The sequence below is a fragment of the Polyangium jinanense genome, assembly GCF_028435365.1.
In genome coordinates this window covers 1-17,411 of the sequence record NZ_JAGTJJ010000014.1, presented here as the reverse complement: position 1 = coordinate 17,411, position 17,411 = coordinate 1, and the positions used below count along the sequence as shown (strand labels likewise).

Here is a 17,411-nt window from a genome sequence, read left to right as displayed (position 1 = left end):
GCGCGCCCTTCCCTTCCCTCTCCGCGTTACGCCGCGGCGATCTCCGCGGCCGTCTCCAGCAGCATCTCGCGCGTCGCCGGGCCGTTCACCCGCGCGCGCTCCGCGGCGACGATCTCGAGCAGCTCCTGCTTCGTGGCGACACCGGAGTCGAGCAGCGCCCGCATGTACCCGTCGACCGCGCCCTGCGCTTTGGCGAGCTTCGTGTAGCTCGCGCCCGCGCTCTGCGCGCGGAGGGCCTCGTTCAACATCTGCTTGAGCTCCGCCAGCATCTCGCTCTTGCGTCGCATGAGACACCTCTCCCGATCCGGCAGGCTGCCGCCTCGGCCGCGCACCACGCGCGTACGCCTCTGGGGTCGGTCCTCGCCCACCCGGCTGCGCCACGCGCGCCGGATCGCCGGTACACGACGTCCCCTATCCGAGGCGCGCGCGTCGGGCCAAATTGTCGATCGTTTTTCCGAGAGGCGTCGCCGTCAGGACGAGCTGCCCTGGAGCAAGCGGCCGAGCGCGCTGTCCGCGAGCGTTGGATCGAGGCGACCGAGCGCGACCGTCGGGCCCTTCTGCGGCACGAGCACCACGCGGCAGCGACCCCGCGAGGCGGGCATCAGGTTCGTCAGGGCGAAGTCGATCGCGATGGAGACGGCCACGAGCAGCGCGCCCATGCCGAGCAGATCCGGCGAGCCCGCGCGCGCACCGTCGACGAAGAGCGAGATGCCCACGTAGCTGCCGATCGCCAGCGCGAAGAGCCCCGCGTACATCGCGAGCCGCGGATAGCGCACCTCGCGGGCCACGCGCGTCAGACCCTCGACCGGGAAGACCATCTCCCGCTCGCGTACCGTCCGTCCGAGCAGCTCCGTCTTCGCGAGCACCGTGATCGAGCGCGGCGAGACCCGCATCTCCGCGGGGCAACGGTAGCGGAGCACGAAACGCCCGAGCAGGCGGGCGATCGGCATCAGGAAGAGCAGGCCTGTCACGGCGAGCAGCACGAGCGCCACCGGACCACGCGGCGGCGGGACGAGCTCACCGGCGGCCGCGGCCGCGCCGGGGCTCCGCGCGTCCTGGAGGAGCGCGCGCACCACGGGATCACGCGCCTCGGCGGCGAGCGTCCGCGCGTCGTCCCGCGCAGCCGGCGACGAGCTCGCGCCGAGCGCTGCGGCCACCACGAGCGCCCCGGCGCGACCCACGAGCGGCGCGGCTCCTTCGTCTGCCCTGCGCACGAGCGCCGCGGCTTCTCGCCAGAGCCCGTCAGCCTTCGGCCCGAGCGCAGCATCGATCGCGGACAGCGCATCCAATGGCGTGTGCGCGGCGACCCACGCGAGCGCCTCGACCACGCGCCGCTCGGCTTCCACGCCTTCCGGCGGGGCGAGCGCGATGCCGCGGGCGAGCAGCGCCGACAGGAGTGCGCGTGTCGCCGGCCCTGTGGGCTCGTTCGGGCTCCGTTCGAGCGCGGCGAGCACGTTGCCGAAGGGGGTCTCGGCGTCTTCGGCCGAGAGGCCGAGCCTGGAAGCGGCGTCGCGGGCCCCGTCGGGCAGCGAGGTCCTTCGCTCGTCGGCGCAGGCGAACGCGATGGCGTGGACGAGGCGGGCCAGATCGTCGCCGCGCGGATGACCGGCGAGCTCGGCGAGGACTTCGTGAGGCGTTTGGTCGGCGGGCATGGCAGGGCGTGCTCTGTCGCGCGTCGCGCGCGGGTCGACTTAACCGAACGCGCGCGCCCTGGCTAGTCTTCCGGGCTCTTTCGAAGGCCCGGCCGTGGGCCGACCGTGCGTCAGGGCGCTTTTTTCCCGCCCTCTTCCGCGGCTTTCGCTTGTTTCGCGAGCTGCTGCTCGACCGCGCTCATGATGTATTTGAGCTGCTTGTTCGTCACGTGCGTGGTCGCGCGGACCAGGTCCCCCTCCGCGACGAACGGCGTCGGCCCGAGGACCTCGAACCGGCCGATGAAAGGAATCTCGACCTTCCGGAACCCCTCGACGATCGGCCCGAGCTCTCCGGCGTGCTTCTGGGCCAGGTCCGCGTCCTTGTCCTGCGCCTCGAGCAGCACGTCCGCGCCGCCGTCGTCCGTGGGCGTCACGGAGAGCCGCATCCACTTGAACGTATCGGGGATCTGGAACGGCAGGCCCTTGAATGCCCGGTGCGGCGTGACCATCGAAAGCGCGATCCCCACGCCGCTCGACTTGTTGAAGCCCTTCGTCGACTTCACCTTGGCGAGCTCGCCCTTCGCGTCGGCGGGCAGGACCACGAGGATCCGTTTGCCCGGGACGAGCGCGAAGATGCGCTCGCCCTTGTCGGCCTTGGCGATCGCGGCGGGCACGGGCGTGTCTTCGAGCCAATGGCCCGGCGGATCGCTGCGCTTCACGATCGCCTCGATCGAGGCGCGGATCTTTGCCTCGGGCACGTTGAAGTCCATCACCGCGACGACCTTGCGCGAGTCGCGGAACTGCGGGCCCGCGATGAGCAGGTGGTCGAGGTCGCGGATGGGATCGATGGGCGTGTCCTTGAAGAAGGACTGCCACTGCGGGATGCCCACGAGGATTCGGCTGAACCAGGTCCCGAGCTCGTGCTTGCGGATCCGGTCGCCGGCGATGAGCACCTGCACGTTTGGGTTTTTCGAAGCGATCTCCGCGGCCGAACCCGCGGTCGCGAGCGGATCCTTGAGCTTCGGGCCTCCGGCGTCCGCGCCTGCGTCGGGCAACTCCGCGACCGGCGCCGGTGCGCCCGCATCCGGGCCCGCATCCGGCTCCGCTTTCGCGACCACCTCCGCGTCGGCGCCTGCGTCGGGCAGCTCCGCGATCGGCGCGCCTGCGTCAGGCGCCTGCGTGCCGCCATCCGTATCGAGAGGCGCTGCATCGGGGACCCCTGCGTCCTCCGGCCCTGCGTCGCTTGTGCCTGCGTCCTCGGCTTCTGCGTCGGGACCTGCGTCTGGCGCCTCGGCATCCGGGCCTGCGTCGGCCGGCTCTGTTTTCTTCTTGGGCTTTGGCTCGGCTTGTTTCGTGGGTTCGGCGGCGGGATCGGGCTCCGCGGCGGTCGGCTCGGATTCCGGTGCGGGCGCCGGCGCTGCGGTTTCTCCGGGCACGAGATCGAGATCGATGGGGATCACGACCTCGCCCTCCATGTCGACCATCGACATCTCCTCGCCGAAGAGGAGCGACAGCCAAGCGAACAGACGCGTCGGCAGCAGCGGCAGGTGCAGGAGGAGCGCGATCGTCAGGGCAACCACGAAGGCGCGTGGAGCGGCCGCGCGGATTCGCCCGAGAGGCGTGACCGGCTCGTTCGTGTCTTTCCGGCCACGGGGCCGCGTCCGCTGCTCCACGGACCCTACGGTAGCAGCGCATGGCCGGGCGTCATCGGGGCCGAGCGCTCCGTGGCACGTTCCTTTCAAGCGGCTTTCTCATCCCTTTTGCAGAGAACTGGATCGACGATGCAGGAACGGGTACGAAGACCCCCGAGCCCGTCTGGTCGAGAAGACGAGGCGCTTTTTTCGGCGATGGGAAGCTCTCCAGTGGATCGGCCTCGGCGTGAACAAGATCGACCCCGCGTGGCGATGAACTCCCGCGTGCCGGCGGGTCGCGAGCCCGCGCCTCCTCCTCCCGAGGGGAAGGCGCCTTCCACGCTCGCGGCGAGTGCGCTCGGCTTCGCGGTGGCCGCGGGCCTCGCGGGCGCGGTCGCGTGGGCGAGTGGTTGCCACGGGGATGCGCCGCCTGGCGCCTCCGTCGACAAGCCCACGCGGACGAGCCAGCTCCCCGCCCCTCCCCCCACGACGCCCCCGGCCCCGAAGGGTTCTGCGCGGGTCGCGACGGCGACGCCGGCCGACTCCCGAGATGCGGGCGCCGACGCGGCCGCCGACGCGAGCGCCGAGGTCGCCGAGGCCGAAAAGCCCTACACCGGCCCGCTGCTCGGTGGGCTGGCGGTGCAGACGCCGGTCTATCCGACGATGGAGTCGAGCAAGAAGCGGCTCGGCTACATCCGGCTCGGCGGCAAGGTCCCGGTGGATCCGAACCCGACGAAAAACGCCTCGTGCCAGCAGGGCTGGTATCGCCTGCTCGACGGCGGCTACGTCTGCGGCAAGTACGCCACGACGGATCTCACGAACCCTCAGGTTCGCATGGGCATCACCGCGCCGAACCTCGAGGAGGTGCTGCCTTACCGCTACGCCTACAACACGGCGCACGGCACGCCGCTCTACCGATCGGTCCCCTCGAAGGAGGACATGATCAAGTACGAGCCGTACCTCGAGATGGCGAAGAAGGCGCGCAAGAAGAAGAAGGCCGAAGAGGAGGCCGAGAGCGCGAAGGACGAGGCGGCGAAGGATCAGACGGCATCGGCTGCGGCGACGCCCTCGGCGAGCGCGTCAGCGGCGGGCGACACGGCGGCCCCGGCGGCGAGCCAGGAAGGCGCCCCGAGCGCGCCGTCGCCGATGCCTTCGGCCGAGGTCGCGGCGATGCTCGACGCGGGGCCTGCGGTCGAGGAGCCGCCGAAGCCCTGGTGGCAACAGATCGAGCCGGGCAAGCCCGTCAACGTCACGCTGAAGGAGCTCGAGTCGGACGCCGACGGCACCGTCGCGAAGCGCATGGTGAAGGGCTTCTTCGTCGCGGTGGACAAGACGTTCGGGTGGAACGGGCGGCTCTGGTACAAGACCACGGCGGGCCTCGTCGCGCCGAGCGACCGCATGTACATCGTCAAGCCCCCGACCTCGCAGGGCATCGACGTGCCCGAGGGCGTCAAGCAGGTCGGCTTCATCCTCGCGACGAAGTCGTCGAAGTTCGAGATCGACGACGAGCACAAGAACGTGAAGGTGAAGGGCCCGGCGCCTCGGTTCACTGCGGTCGGGCTCACGGGCGTGACGGCGACGGTGAAGTCGGTCGTGTACCGGCAGACCACCGAAGGCTGGTGGATGAAGGGCGTCGACGCCACCTACACCGAGCCTGGCCCTCCGCCGGCGGATCTCGCGCCGGGCGAGAAGTGGATCGACGTCAACATCACGCGGAAGACGATCCTCGCGATCGAGGGCGACAAGCCCGTGTACGCGGCGCTCGTGTCGCCGGGGCGGAAGTCGACGAACAAGGCGAAGGATCACTCGACGATCAAGGGCACGTTCCGGATCCGCGAGAAGCACATCGCCGTGACCATGGACGGCGACGGCACGGTTGCGGGCGACCTGCCCTACAGCATCGAGGACGTCCCGTACGTCGCGTACTTCGAGGGCTCGTATGCGCTGCACGGCGCGTTCTGGCACTCGAACTTCGGCCGCGAGATGAGCCACGGATGCGTGAACCTGTCGCCGCTCGACGCGAAGAAGATCTTCTTCTGGGCCGAGCCTCGCCTCCCTCGAGGCTGGCATGCCGTCTGGTCCACGCCCGAGAACCGCGGCACGCTCGTGGTCGTCCACGAGTAATCCCTCAGAAAAAACCAGCACCTACGGCCTTTCTGGTAATCTGGACATATCCAGCGAGCCAGCAGCCCCGAACGCCGGGTAGGCCCGAACGAAGCGAAGCGGAGTTGAGGGCCGTAGGGTGTGGGCCATCGAGCCCACACCCTCCCCAAGAGACTTGACTTGGGGCGGAGTGTCGAACAGTTGTTGAGGCCGTCATGGACCAGTTCTCGGCCCACCTCGATCGCGGGTGGGATCTCGTTCAGCGTGGGGATACCCGCGGCGCCGAGGCTTCGGCGCGCCGAGCGCTGGAGCTCGATCCCAACTCCCCCGAGGCCCACAACCTCCTCGGTTACGTCGCGGCCCTCGAAGGGGACGGCGAGGAGGCGATCGAGAATTACCGGCAGGCCATCGCACTCGACGACACGTACCTGGAGGCGATGCTCAACGCCGCCGAGGTCTACATCCACCCGCTCGGCGAGTACGACCAGGCGATCGAGATGTGCGACCAGGCGCTCGATCTCGCCGAGGTCGACGAAGAGATCATCGATGCGCTCCTCCTCAAGTTCGATGCCCTGCTCGCGAAGGGGGACACGGAAGAGGCGGCGCGGGTGGTCGAGCGGATTCCGAGCGGGCCTTACGACAACCCGAACCACACGTTCCTCGTCGGGCGCGCGTTATACGAGATCGGGCAGACGGAGCGGGCCGCGCGGCTCGTGGAAGAGGCGGCGATGAAAGATCCGCGGCACGTCGAGGCGTACTACTACCTCGGGCTCGTTCGCGACGAACGCGGCGACATGCGCGGCGCAACGCAGGCCTTCTTGCATGCGCGCGAGCTCGACATCGAGATGGGGCTGCCTCCGTGGGCGCCGGGTCGCGAGGCGTTTGCCGGCCTCGCGCAGAAGGCGATCGCCGGGCTGAATCCCGTCTTGCGTCGGTATGTCGACGGAGCCGATGTGTACGTCTCCGATGTCCCGGGCATGGAGCTCGTCGCCGAGGGCGTCGATCCGCGGGCGCTCGTCCTGCTCGATGGGCTCGTCTCCGACGAGCTCTCGCGTGGCGGACGGAACGATGCGCCTTGTGCGCGGATCTTCGTGTATGCCATCAACGTCGCCCGGCTCGCGGGCAGCGTCGAGGGCATCGAGCGGGAGATCAGCTTGGCGCTCGAACGCGAGATCACCGCGACGTTCCTCGAGGCCGAGCAGGCCGAACGCCCGGAGAGCGAGCTCAACTGACGGGCGGGGACCGTTCGCCATGGAACCCGACCCCGAGAGGCCCGCGAGGCCCGTATCCGCCCGAAGACGCGGCCGCACGGTCGCCGGGGCGATTTATTACGGCATCATCGGCGCCGTTTGCCTCGCGGGCACCATCCAGATCTCCGTCCAGGTGTTCTTCACTGCGCACCCCCCTTCCCCGTATGGCGGCTGCCACGAGGGGCTCCGGGCCCTCGTCGGGGCCGTCGATCGGGCGCGGGCGGCCGCCCCCGGTACGGACGGCGAAGACGGGGCGATCGCGCGCTTCCGGGCGGCGCTCGAGCCCGAGTGGAAGTACTTCGAGGGTGTCGCGACCACGTGCAAGGGGTCGGCGAAGGACGAGGGCGCTCTCGACGCCATCGAGCGGCTCCGCTATGCGGAGGAACATGCAGCGCGGCGGGAGGCTTCGGACCTGGCCCCGCTGCGGCGCCAGGTGCAGGAGATCGTGAACACCGATCTCGCGAAAGCCAGCGAACCCCCCAAAGGCCCCTGAACTCCAGAGCGGCGACGAATGACAGACCAGAATCCCACCTCCCAGGGCGCGAACGCCTCCGAGGCTCGCACGAGTGATCCCGCAGCGGCCGGCCAGGCAGCCGCGACCGCGCCCACCTTCGACGTCCTGCCCCTCTCGGCCGAGCTGCGCGAGACGCTGGCCGAGATCGGTTACGTGAACCCCACGCCGGTGCAGGTCGCCGTGTGGGAGCCCGCGACACGCGGGCGCGACGCCGTGGTGCAAGCGCGCACCGGCACCGGCAAGACGGCGGCCTTCGGGCTGCCGATCGTCGATCACATCGTCAAGCGCTCGGCTGCGAACGTGCAGGTCTTGGCGCTCTGCCCGACGCGCGAGCTCGCGCTGCAGGTGACGGCCGAGATCGAGCGGCTTGGCAAGCGCAAGGGCGTGCGCGTCGTGCCCGTGTATGGCGGCGCGCCGATGCCGCGGCAGATCGATGCGATCGCCGCGGGCGCGCAGGTCATCGTGGGCACGCCTGGCCGCGTGCTCGATCATCTGCGCCGCGGCACGCTCGAGCCGAAGACCATCCGCCTGCTCGTCCTGGACGAGTGCGACGAGATGCTCTCGATGGGCTTCGAGCGTGAGCTCAGCGCGATCCTCGAGCGTTTGCCCGAGAACCGCCAGACGCTCCTCTTCTCGGCCACCTTGCCGCCCGACATCGAGCGGATGGCGAAGAGCAAGCTCAAGAACCCCGAGTTCGTCACGCTCTCGGGCGACCACATCGGCGCGCTCTCCATCGATCACTTCGTGTACATGGTCGCGGGCGACAAGCTCGGCGCGCTCATCCGCGTGATCGAGGTCGAGAACCCGGAGAGCGCGGTCATCTTCTGCAACACGCGCGACGAGACCGAGCGCGTGGCGAACGCGCTGCAGCGCCAGGGCTTCGATGCGGACTGGCTCAACGGCGACCTGCCGCAGTCCGATCGCGAGAAGGTCATGAGCGCGACGCGCGAGGGCCGGCTCCGGTTCCTCGTCGCGACGGACGTGGCGGCGCGCGGGATCGACATCTCGCTCCTCACGCACGTCATCAACTACGACTTCCCGCAGGACGCCGAGGCGTACGTCCACCGCACGGGCCGCACCGGACGCGCGGGCCGCACGGGCACCGCGATCTCGCTCATCGCGCCGCAGGACATCGGCGGGCTCTACCTCGTCCGGCTCACGTACAAGATCCGTCCGATCGAGCGGCAGATCCCGACCGAGGGCGAGCTCAAGACGCGCGCCGAGGCGGACCTCGTGAACATGCTCGCCGAGGCGTTCGCTCCGAAAGGTACGCACCCGGACGATCTCTCCCTCGCGCGTCGCATTCTTTCGCATGACGCGAACGAGCGGATTCTCGCGGGGCTCTTGCGTGATCATCTGGGCGCGCGGCCGACGGTGAAGGACGAAGCGGCGGCTGCGCGCCGCGCCGGTCCTCTGCCGAAGCGCGTCGAGGCGGCCCCTGCCCCGGCGAAGGCCGAGGCCAAGCCCGCGCGCGAGCCGCGCGAAGAGAAGCCGCGCCGCGAGGAGCGCGAGGCGCGTGAGGAGAAGCCGCGCCGCGAGGAGCGCGAGCCACGCGCGGCCGGTGAGGAGCGTGCTCGTCGCGAGGAGCGCGAGGAACGGCCGCGTCGGGAGGAGCGCGAGGAGCGCGCCTCGGGCGAGGAGCGCGAGCCGCGGGAGTCGGGGCGCCGTACGCGCAGTCGCCGCGAGGCTCGGCCCGAGATGCCGCGGCCGGCCCGCGCGCGTGGCGGGGACGAGGTTCCGCCGACGCCCGTCAGCGCGGCCGATCCGTTGCCGCCGCCGAAGGCGCGCGCCGCAGCGCCGGTTCGTCACGCCGACTTCACGAGCTGGCAGCCGCCGGAGGAGGAGGGCGACGACGAGCCGATTCTCGGCGACGCGGCGCTCTCGGGTCCGCGGGAGGTCGCGCGTGAGGTGGGGCCGGACGACACGGATCCGGGGCGCCCGCAGGAGGGTTCGTCCGGGGACTACGCCGAGGTCTTCGTCAGCGTGGGTCGCCGCGACGGCGTCCGCGCGGCCGACCTTCAGTCGCTCCTGCTCGACCAGATCGGCCTCGACAAGGCGGATGTCAAGCGGATCCGCGTCCGCGAGCGCAACGCGTTCGTCAGCGTCCGGCGCACCGAGCTCACGCGTGCCGTGGCTGGGTTGTCGGGGGCGACGCTTGCCGGTCGCACCGTAATGGCCGAGCCGGCACGGGAGCGCGGCGCCGCGGGCAGCGAAATCGACGCGGACGCTGCGGGCGTCGTCGAGCCCTGAGCCAATTCCCGGCGATCTCCGCCCTTGGTCGACACTCGGGACGCCGGATCACTTCCGGCGTCCTGCTCTCCAATTACCCCGCTGGCGGAGAATGCACGAAGGTCGTATCCCCTTGGATATGGCGCGGCGCGGATGGGAGGACGAGGTCGGGAGGCTCCGGCAAGAGGTCGACGGCGCGATCGCGGCGGGCCTCGGCGTCGAGGACATCCTGCCCCTGCTCGCGCGCATCACCCGCATCGCCGAGCCGGGCAGCGTGCCCTGGGTCGCGGCGCATCGGCAGCTCGCCGAGCTCGGCGTCGAGCACGACCCTTGGCGCGCGGCGCTCTTCGCGCGCAAGGTCCTCGCGCATGACGGCCGGGATGATGGGGCGTGGGCCGTCATGGGCCTCGCGCAGTCGCTCCTGCGAAACTTCCGTTATGCGGCGCGCGCCTACGAGCGGGCCCTCGCGCTCTCGCCGGACAACCCCTGGTACGCGCATAACCTCGGCCACCTCTACGACGTGGCTTTGGGTCGCCCGCACGACGCGCTCCCCTTGCTCGCGAAGGCCAGCGAGGCGCAGCCCGAGGAGGCGGACATCGCTGCGAGTTACGCGCATGCCCTCGCGCGCTCCGGCAAGCTCGTTCTCGCCAAGCGCGTGCTCAAGCGCGCCATCCGGCGCGGGGCCACGGCCGATCAGATGGCGCTCTGGCGCTGGCTCGATGCCGGCGCGCCGGAGAGCGTGGAAGCCTCGGGCCGTGAGCGGCGCGCCAAACCGAAGAAGCAGCGGGCGCGCCAGCGTCCTTCCGCGCGCGACTAACTGCTGCTTTCGATCCGCTTCCCGCTTGTCGTCGCCCGCGCGGTGCTACATCGAAGCGCCATGCGCCGTTCTCGCTGGGTCCGAGCCTCGCTCGTTACGCCGCTCCTCTCCTTCGCGTTGCTCGTCTCCGCGCCGCTCGCCGCGCAGCCGGCCGCGCCGCGCGTGCCAGAGCCCCCCGCGCCGCAAGCGCCCGCGGCGACGCCGCCGACGATCGCCGTGGACGATCCGCTCCTCGCGCCGGTCCCCGCCGCGCCGAAGACGCTCGCGACCTGGCGCGAGGCGGTCACGATCGTCGAGACGCGCGCGCCCGATTTGCGTATCGCGGAGGCGGAGGTCGCGCGCGCGGAGGGGCTCAGCACGCAGGCCCTCGGGCGCGCGCTGCCCACGGTCACGGCCACGGGATCGGTCAACCACAACATGATCCTGTCGGACGGCAGGTTCCTCTTCTGCCCCGTGGGCCCGGCGGTCCCTACCAACGACGAGAGGACGCAGGGCACGTGCCTCATCGACAACACGCCGGCGCAGTACATCCCGCTGCCGTACACGCCCGTCCTTCGCGGCGACGTCACGGCGCGCGTGCCGATTCTGTCGCTGCGCAACTGGTACGCGATCGGAACGGCGCAAAAGAACGTCGACGCGGCGCGCGCCAGCGTCTCGGATCGGCGGCGGCAGCTCCTCGCGAACCTGGCGGTGGCGATCGTCAATGTCGTCACGACGGAGCGCACGAGCGAAATCAATCGCAGCGGCCTGCGCACCTCGCTGGAGCGCCTCGAGCTCACGAAACGAAAGGCGCGGCTCGGCACGGGCACGCAGCTCGACGTCGTCCGCGCCGAGCAGGACACGAACCTCGCACGCACGCAGATCGTGCAGAGCGACGAGTCGCTGCGCCGCGCGCGGGAGTCGCTTGGCCTCGCGCTCGGCGAGAACGTGGCGTACGGCGTGCCGCCCACGATCTCGCTCGACGACATGAAGCACAGCATCGAGAGCACGTGCTCCGCGGGTAAACCCGAGGATCGGCCCGACGTTGTGGCGGCGCGCCAGCAGCTCGAGGTGGCCAAGCGCCAGGCCCGGGAGACGCGGCTCGGCTTCCTGCCCACGGCGGAGGCGACCACGACGCTCACGGCCATGAACCTCGGCCAGGGCAACCTCAAGAACTACACGTGGACCATCGGCGCGGTCCTCACGATCCCCATCTACGAGGGCAGCCGCTACGGCGAGGTCCGGACGACGCGCGCGGCCGTCCAGCAGCAGGAGGCGCGGCTCGAGGCGGCCGAGCGGCAAGCGCGGCTCGACACGCAGCAGACCATGCGCGCCGTCGAGGTCGCGGAGCAGGCGCTCGTCATCTCGGAAAAGGCGCGGGATCTGGCGCGCGAGACGGCGCGGCTCACGCAGCTCGCGTACGACGCCGGCACGGCCACGAGCTTCGAGCTCGTCACGTCCGCGCAGAGCCTCCGCCAGGCTGAGCTCGATCTCGCGGTGCGGGAGCTCGAGCTCGTCCGCGCGAGGATCGGCGCGCTGCTTGCTGCGGCCGTCTGTGACGGCTGAGAGAGCTCGCCGCGGTTTTCCCTCTTTGCCCGAGACAGCCGCTTCGGATCCCTCCTATCATCGCCGCGCACGCTCGTTTTCGTGGGGGTGCGCGCTCGCGTGACGCGGCGCGACGACGTCTCGTATCGAAGGAGAATCCGCCATGGCCAACATGCCGCCCCCGGGTGGGGGGTATCCCCCGGGAGGTCCGCCCGGCTATCCGCCGCAAGGCTATCCGCAGCAGGGAGGCGCCTACGGCCCTCCGCAGCACGGAAATGACCCGCAGGCTGGCATGGGGCAGCCGTCGCCGTACGGAAATGCTCCGCACGCTGGCATGGGGCCGCCGCCGTATCCCGGGTATGGTCCGCAGGCTGGCATGGGGCAGCCGTCGCCGTACGGAGATGCTCCGCAGGCTGGCGTGGGGCAGCCGCCGCCGTACGGAAATGCTCCGCACGCTGGCATGGGGTACGGCCCGCAGCCCGGAGCGCCGATGGGTGCGCCGCCAATGGGCGCTCCGATGGGCGCTCCGCCGATGGGCGCTCCCATGGGTGCTCCCCCGATGGGCGTTCCGATGGGCGCGCCCATGCCGCAGCAGGCGCAGGGCGGCGGCTTCAACATGCTCAAGGTCGTGGGCATCGGTGTCGCCGTGGTCCTGGGCGCCACCGGGATCGGCGCGTTCGTGTGGTACGGCTACACGCACCCGTCGGTCCGCATCGTCAACGTCACGGGCAAGGACGGCGTGAGCGTCACGCTCGACGGCCAAGAGCTCGCCAAGGACCTGAAGAACGCGGCCACGGAGAACGCGGCGGTCGTCGTCACGAAAAACGTCGCGAGCGGCGCGCACAAGCTCGAAGCGAAGGACGCGAGCGGCAAGGTGCTCGAGAGCTTCACCTTCGAGTTCAAGTCGGGCACGAACGGCTACGTCTACGCCCCTGGCCGCGCGGCCGACTCGAAGACCTGCTTCATCGTCCAGACGGACGAGTACAAGACCATCAGTGTCGGGCTCGGCAACCAGGACCGCTTCAAGACCCTCGACCCGACGAAGAACATCTGGGAGCTGCCCACCACGATCGAGTTCTGGTTCCAGGACACGCCCGAGAGCGTCGAGATCAAGACCAAGAAGGGCGACTCCTCGAACAAGACCGTCACGAAGCGCGCGCTGCGTCAGGCTCCCTGCGACGATCCCGACTTCATGGATTGATCAGGAGGGGGCCGGGTTCGCTCGGCCTCTCGCGCTCCCGGGTTCCGCGAGGCGCGTGTCCGCGGTATAGAGCGCGGACCGATGGAACGACTCGCAAGCTACGTATCAGGTGCCTGGGTTCACGGCTCTGGCAAGGCGGCCGTGCTCGTCAATCCGACGACGGAAGAGCCCATCGCGGAGGCCAGCACGGAGGGCATCGACTTCGCGGGCGCCCTCGCCCACGCTCGCGACGTCGGCGGCCCTGCGCTCCGCGCCCTCTCCTTCGCGCAGCGCGGCGAGCTGCTCCTCGCCTTGTCGCGCGCTATCCACGCGAACCGCGACGCCCTGATCGAGGTCGCCATCCAGAACGGCGGCAACACCCGCAGCGACGCGAAGTTCGACATCGACGGCGCCTCCGGCACGCTCGCGTATTACGCCGAGCTCGGCAAGCAGCTCGGCGACGCGCGCTTCCTCGTCGACGGCGAGGGCGAAAAGCTCGGCCGCAGCCCGCGCTTCTTCGGCTTCCACGTCCTCGTCCCCCGCGCGGGCGTCGCCGTGCACATCAACGCCTTCAACTTCCCCGCTTGGGGCCTCGCCGAGAAGGCTGCTTGTGCCCTCCTCGCCGGCATGCCCGTCGTCTCCAAGCCCGCGACGAGCACGGCCCTGCTCGCGTATCGGATCGCGCGCCTGTTCGTCGAGGCGAACATCCTCCCCGCGGGCGCCTTCTCCTTCATCGCGGGCGCGCCCGGCGACATGCTCGATCACCTCGGTGGCCAGGACGTCCTCGCCTTCACCGGATCCGCCGACACCGGCGCGCGCCTTCGCGCCTTGCCGGCCGTCGTGCACGGCTCGGTGCGCCTCAACATCGAGGCCGACAGCCTCAACACGGCCGTCCTCGGGCCCGACGTCACCTCCGGCTCCGACACGTACCGCATGTTCCTGCGCGAGGTCTCCCGCGACATCACGCAGAAGGCCGGACAGAAGTGCACCGCCATCCGCCGCATCCTCGTCCCCGCGGCGATCGAGGGCGAGATCAAGGACGAGCTCACGAGCCTCCTGCGCGACGTCAAGGTTGGCGACCCTGCGCTCGAAGGCGTCACTGTCGGCCCGCTCGCGACGGCTGCGCAGCTCCGTGACATCCGCGCCGGCATCCAGAAGCTCGCCGCGGAGGCCTCGATCGTCCTCGGTGACGGCTCCTTCGAGCGCGTCGGCGCGCAGGACGGCAAGGGTTACTTCGTCCCGCCCACGCTCCTCCACTGCAAGGATCCCGATGCGGCGCGTGACGTCCACCAGCACGAGGTCTTCGGTCCCTGCGCCACCATCGTCCCTTACGACGGGTCCTCTGCCCGCGCGACGGACCTCGTCCGCCGCGGCGGCGGCATGCTCGTCGGCTCGGTGTACAGCGACGATCGCGCGTTCGTCACCGACATGATCTTCGGTTTGTCGCCGTACCACGGCCGCCTCTACTTCGGCAGCGAGAAGATTGCCGATCAGACGCCTGGCCCGGGCACGGTCCTCCCGCAGAGCGTGCACGGCGGCCCTGGCCGCGCGGGTGGTGGCGAGGAGCTCGGCGGACGCCGCGGCCTTGCGTTCTACTCGCACCGCGCGGCGATCCAGGGCGCGCGGCCCATCCTCGAAGCCGCGCTCGATCTGAAGAGCTGAGTCGTGGGGGCGCGCCCCACGGCGCGCTTCCTCCTAAAGATCGCCGCAGCTCGGATCCTGTGCGGCTGCGAGATCGAGCGTCCAGATCGGCGCTTCCCCGCCCATCGACCGACCCACGCCGAGCGTCGAGAAATCCCCGTTCACGAGCACCGGCTGCGTCGTTGTGTCCGTGGCCCACTGCTCCAGCGTCTGCGCGGCGCCGGCGTAACCCTTCGCCAGAAGTTCGGCCATTCCCACGGTCCCGTCGCACGCCACGGAAAATCCCGCCTCGCAAGCGCGCGTCACCGACGTGGATCCGTCCAGCCCTACGTCCTTCAGGTACCCCTTGTCCCGCATGTCGTCGCTGTGCGCCGATGCCGACTCGTTCAGCGTCGCGCAAACCTTCAGCACGGGCACGCCGGCCGTCGTGCGCATCTCGTTCAGCTTGACGACGAGCTCACTCTCGACGGCGTCGAGCGGATTTGCCTGGCTCACACTATCTGCGTACTCGACCGTCGAGCAGCCCACGCATGGGGCGAGACCGAGCGCACCGAGGACGGGGAGCATGGGCCAAACGGACCCGCGGGACGAAGCCGAGCGGCACATTTTCACCATACGGGGCATCTTATCGCGTTAGGCTGCCGGATGTTCCCGTTCGTATGAGCACCGCCGCGGCCCTCATCGGAAGCACCCTGGCAGGTCGGTTCCGGATCACTTCGTTCCTTGGGGAGGGAGCGATGGCGACCGTGTACCGCGGCGTGCAGGATGCCGACCCGCGCGAGGTCGCGGTCAAGGTCATGCACCCGGAGCTCGCGCGCGACACCACCTTCGCCAAGCGCTTCCGCCGCGAGGCCAAGGCCGCCTCGCGCCTCAACCACAGGAACACCGTCCAGATCATCGACTACGGCGTCGACGGGAACGTCGCGTACATCGCGATGGAGCTGCTCCAGGGCCGCGATCTCTTCGAGATCCTCTCGGTCGAGCGGCGCCTGTCCGAGGCGCGGGCCGCGCGCATCTTGATCGACGTCTGCGACGTGCTCACGGTCGCGCACGACCAGGGCGTCGTGCACCGCGACCTCAAGCCCGAGAACATCATGATCCTCGGCCAGCCCGATGCCGCCGGCCGCGAGCGCATCAAGGTCCTCGACTTCGGCATCGCGAAGATCCTCGACAAGGAGCAGCCGCAGAAGGAAGGGGGCGAAGGCGGGGATGCGCCGCCGATCAGCGCGGCGCCGAGCTCCGCGATCACCACGGTCGGCGTCATCGTCGGCACGCCCGAGTACATGTCCCCCGAGCAATGCCGCGGCGAGGGCGTCGATCAGCGCAGCGACATCTACGCGTGCGGCGTGCTCCTCTACCAGCTCGTCACCGGCCAGATCCCCTTCAGCGGCGACTCCATCATCGATATCGCCCTCAAGCACATCCGCCAGCCGCCGCCGCGTCCGAGCCACGCCACGCCCTTCATGCACAAAGGGCTCGAGGCCATCATCCTGACCGCGCTCGAAAAATGGCCCGCGCAGCGGCAGCAGAGCGCCACCGAGCTCAAGGCCGCGCTGGAAAAAGTCCTGCCGGAGCTCCGCACCACGCCGCATCGGCTCGGCGGCACCTCGCGCGAGGACGCGCCGACATCCGCTGCGCGCCGCAACATCGCCGAGGTCCCGGTCGAGTCGGTCCGCTTTGCGCACGCCACGATCCCCGAGCAGTCGACGCTCCCGTCCGAGGAGCTCACGATCAAGCGCAAGGGGATCAAGCCCGCTGCGTCTCCGGACGATGCCGAGCGCGACACCGATCCCGAGGGCGGAAAAATCTCGAAGGACGGCGTCATCATCCGCGTCCCGGCCGACGCCGAGCCTGTCCTCGGCTCCTCGCCGACCATCCCCGCGGCGCCGTCGGTCACGGACACGCTCGCCACGGGCCGCGAGCCTCCGCCGGGCCTGAAGAAGCCCGCGTCGCCGAAGCCGCCGATCGTCGTGAGCGTGCCTTCCGACACGCGCAAGGCCGCGGCCCCGCTCGCCACGGACAAACCGCGCGCGGTGGCGCGCAAAAAGAAGGGCGGCACGAGCTTCTGGCTCCTCGTCCCGATCGCGGTCCTCGTGGGGATCACGGTGGGCGCCGTCGTGTTTTTTCTGACGCAATGAACGGGTCTCCAGAGAGGTGACGGATCGCATGGCGAATCGGCTCGACGACGACGCGCTCGATCAACTCTTCCGCAAGGCGCGCACCCACAACGGGTGGCTCGAGCGCCCGGTCGAGGACGACGTGCTGCGCGAGATCTACGATCTCGCGAAGATGCCCCCCACGAGCGCGAACTGCGCGCCGATGCGGGTCGTCTTCGTGAAGAGCCCCGAGGCGAAGGCGCGCCTGCTCGCCGTGGTCTCCGCGGGCAACCAGGAGAAGACCCGCACCGCGCCGGTCACGGCGATCCTCGCGAACGACCGCCGCTTCTACGACGAGCTGCCCAAGCTCTTCCCGCACGCCGACGCGCGCTCCTGGTTCGTGGGCAACGAGGCCCTCGCCGAGAAGACCATGTTCCGCAACGGCACGCTCCAGGGCGCCTACCTCATGCTCGCTGCGCGGGCGCTCGGCCTCGACTGCGGCCCCATGTCCGGCTTCGACAACGACAAACTCGACCGCGAGTTCTTCCCCGACGGCCGCTACGCCTCGAACTTCCTCGTGAACCTCGGCTACGGCGACGCCACGAAACTCTTCCCGCGCAGCCCTCGCTTCAGCTTCGACGAGGCCTGCACGATTCTCTGAGAGGGGCTCCTCCACAGCGTAGCGCCGGGGTTTCACCCCGGACCCCAGCAGGGGCTATCCGCCCCTGCACCCGGACCAGCGCAAGCGCTGGACCCGGGGCGACAGCGCGCGATGCGCGCGGTCGGCCGGGCGAA

The 17,411-nt window shown here is 70.2% G+C and carries 14 protein-coding genes; 10 read left to right on the top strand and 4 right to left on the bottom strand.

Translation table 11 applies throughout. From position 1 onward, the window contains the following. Window positions 1-26: 26 nt before the first annotated feature. The 3 genes from KEG57_RS23390 to KEG57_RS23380 all read right to left on the bottom strand — a co-directional run bounded on the left by KEG57_RS23390 (window position 27) and on the right by KEG57_RS23380 (window position 3,304). Complete coding sequence (locus tag KEG57_RS23390) at window positions 27-287, bottom strand: hypothetical protein (protein WP_272423072.1); 261 nt, start codon at window positions 285-287, stop codon at window positions 27-29. Between the two features lie 183 nt (window positions 288-470). Then, window positions 471-1,652 carry a serine/threonine-protein kinase gene (locus tag KEG57_RS23385; RefSeq protein ID WP_272423070.1) on the bottom strand — a complete coding sequence of 394 codons (1,182 nt, stop codon included), beginning with the start codon at window positions 1,650-1,652 and terminating at the stop codon, window positions 471-473. Between the two features lie 110 nt (window positions 1,653-1,762). Next, a complete protein-coding gene (locus tag KEG57_RS23380; protein WP_272423069.1) occupies window positions 1,763-3,304 on the bottom strand; it encodes a hypothetical protein in 1,542 nt (513 codons plus the stop codon). A 231-nt stretch (window positions 3,305-3,535) separates the two neighbouring features. On the opposite strand from KEG57_RS23380, the gene KEG57_RS23375 reads away from it, so the two are divergent. The 8 genes from KEG57_RS23375 to KEG57_RS23340 all read left to right on the top strand — a co-directional run bounded on the left by KEG57_RS23375 (window position 3,536) and on the right by KEG57_RS23340 (window position 14,541). Further along, window positions 3,536-5,386 carry a L,D-transpeptidase gene (locus KEG57_RS23375; protein ID WP_272423280.1) on the top strand — a complete coding sequence of 617 codons (1,851 nt, stop codon included), beginning with the start codon at window positions 3,536-3,538 and terminating at the stop codon, window positions 5,384-5,386. A gap of 194 nt (window positions 5,387-5,580) precedes the next feature. Continuing rightward, the gene (locus KEG57_RS23370; protein WP_272423068.1) at window positions 5,581-6,597 is read left to right on the top strand and encodes a tetratricopeptide repeat protein; all 1,017 of its coding nucleotides are present in this window, start codon (window positions 5,581-5,583) and stop codon (window positions 6,595-6,597) included. 19 nt (window positions 6,598-6,616) lie between these two features. Further along, the gene (locus tag KEG57_RS23365; RefSeq protein ID WP_272423066.1) at window positions 6,617-7,108 is read left to right on the top strand and encodes a hypothetical protein; all 492 of its coding nucleotides are present in this window, start codon (window positions 6,617-6,619) and stop codon (window positions 7,106-7,108) included. Window positions 7,109-7,126: 18 nt separating this feature from the next. Continuing rightward, window positions 7,127-9,379 (top strand): DEAD/DEAH box helicase, encoded by a 2,253-nt coding sequence (locus tag KEG57_RS23360; RefSeq protein WP_272423065.1) that lies wholly within the window; start codon window positions 7,127-7,129, stop codon window positions 9,377-9,379. A 118-nt stretch (window positions 9,380-9,497) separates the two neighbouring features. Beyond that, complete coding sequence (locus KEG57_RS23355; protein ID WP_272423064.1) at window positions 9,498-10,175, top strand: tetratricopeptide repeat protein; 678 nt, start codon at window positions 9,498-9,500, stop codon at window positions 10,173-10,175. 60 nt (window positions 10,176-10,235) lie between these two features. Next, the gene (locus KEG57_RS23350) at window positions 10,236-11,720 is read left to right on the top strand and encodes a TolC family protein (RefSeq protein WP_272423063.1); all 1,485 of its coding nucleotides are present in this window, start codon (window positions 10,236-10,238) and stop codon (window positions 11,718-11,720) included. 142 nt (window positions 11,721-11,862) lie between these two features. Next, window positions 11,863-12,900 carry a hypothetical protein gene (locus tag KEG57_RS23345; protein ID WP_272423062.1) on the top strand — a complete coding sequence of 346 codons (1,038 nt, stop codon included), beginning with the start codon at window positions 11,863-11,865 and terminating at the stop codon, window positions 12,898-12,900. A gap of 81 nt (window positions 12,901-12,981) precedes the next feature. Continuing rightward, window positions 12,982-14,541 (top strand): 3,4-dehydroadipyl-CoA semialdehyde dehydrogenase, encoded by a 1,560-nt coding sequence (locus tag KEG57_RS23340; RefSeq protein ID WP_272423061.1) that lies wholly within the window; start codon window positions 12,982-12,984, stop codon window positions 14,539-14,541. 33 nt (window positions 14,542-14,574) lie between these two features. On the opposite strand, the gene KEG57_RS23335 is transcribed toward KEG57_RS23340, so the two are convergent. Beyond that, window positions 14,575-15,015, bottom strand: coding sequence for a CAP domain-containing protein (locus KEG57_RS23335; RefSeq protein ID WP_272423059.1), 441 nt, complete (start codon window positions 15,013-15,015; stop codon window positions 14,575-14,577). Window positions 15,016-15,050: 35 nt separating this feature from the next. Here KEG57_RS23335 and KEG57_RS23330 point away from each other — a divergent pair, with 35 nt between their 5' ends. Further along, window positions 15,051-16,658 (top strand): protein kinase domain-containing protein, encoded by a 1,608-nt coding sequence (locus KEG57_RS23330; RefSeq protein WP_308215639.1) that lies wholly within the window; start codon window positions 15,051-15,053, stop codon window positions 16,656-16,658. A 28-nt stretch (window positions 16,659-16,686) separates the two neighbouring features. Continuing rightward, a complete protein-coding gene (locus KEG57_RS23325; protein ID WP_272423057.1) occupies window positions 16,687-17,277 on the top strand; it encodes a malonic semialdehyde reductase in 591 nt (196 codons plus the stop codon). Window positions 17,278-17,411: the final 134 nt, after the last annotated feature.

What these genes read in the sequence shown, in the direction of transcription:
- KEG57_RS23330 (WP_308215639.1), top strand. Translation starts at nt 15,051, where the DNA reads ATGGGGCGAGACCGAGCGCACCGAGGACGGGGAGCATGGGCCAAACGG.
- KEG57_RS23340 (WP_272423061.1), top strand. Translation starts at nt 12,982, where the DNA reads ATGGAACGACTCGCAAGCTACGTATCAGGTGCCTGGGTTCACGGCTCT.
- KEG57_RS23355 (WP_272423064.1), top strand. Translation starts at nt 9,498, where the DNA reads ATGGCGCGGCGCGGATGGGAGGACGAGGTCGGGAGGCTCCGGCAAGAG.
- KEG57_RS23365 (WP_272423066.1), top strand. Translation starts at nt 6,617, where the DNA reads ATGGAACCCGACCCCGAGAGGCCCGCGAGGCCCGTATCCGCCCGAAGA.
- KEG57_RS23350 (WP_272423063.1), top strand. Translation starts at nt 10,236, where the DNA reads ATGCGCCGTTCTCGCTGGGTCCGAGCCTCGCTCGTTACGCCGCTCCTC.
- KEG57_RS23325 (WP_272423057.1), top strand. Translation starts at nt 16,687, where the DNA reads ATGGCGAATCGGCTCGACGACGACGCGCTCGATCAACTCTTCCGCAAG.
- KEG57_RS23370 (WP_272423068.1), top strand. Translation starts at nt 5,581, where the DNA reads ATGGACCAGTTCTCGGCCCACCTCGATCGCGGGTGGGATCTCGTTCAG.
- KEG57_RS23390 (WP_272423072.1), bottom strand. Translation starts at nt 287, where the DNA reads ATGCGACGCAAGAGCGAGATGCTGGCGGAGCTCAAGCAGATGTTGAAC.
- KEG57_RS23385 (WP_272423070.1), bottom strand. Translation starts at nt 1,652, where the DNA reads ATGCCCGCCGACCAAACGCCTCACGAAGTCCTCGCCGAGCTCGCCGGT.
- KEG57_RS23345 (WP_272423062.1), top strand. Translation starts at nt 11,863, where the DNA reads ATGGCCAACATGCCGCCCCCGGGTGGGGGGTATCCCCCGGGAGGTCCG.
- KEG57_RS23360 (WP_272423065.1), top strand. Translation starts at nt 7,127, where the DNA reads ATGACAGACCAGAATCCCACCTCCCAGGGCGCGAACGCCTCCGAGGCT.
- KEG57_RS23375 (WP_272423280.1), top strand. Translation starts at nt 3,536, where the DNA reads ATGAACTCCCGCGTGCCGGCGGGTCGCGAGCCCGCGCCTCCTCCTCCC.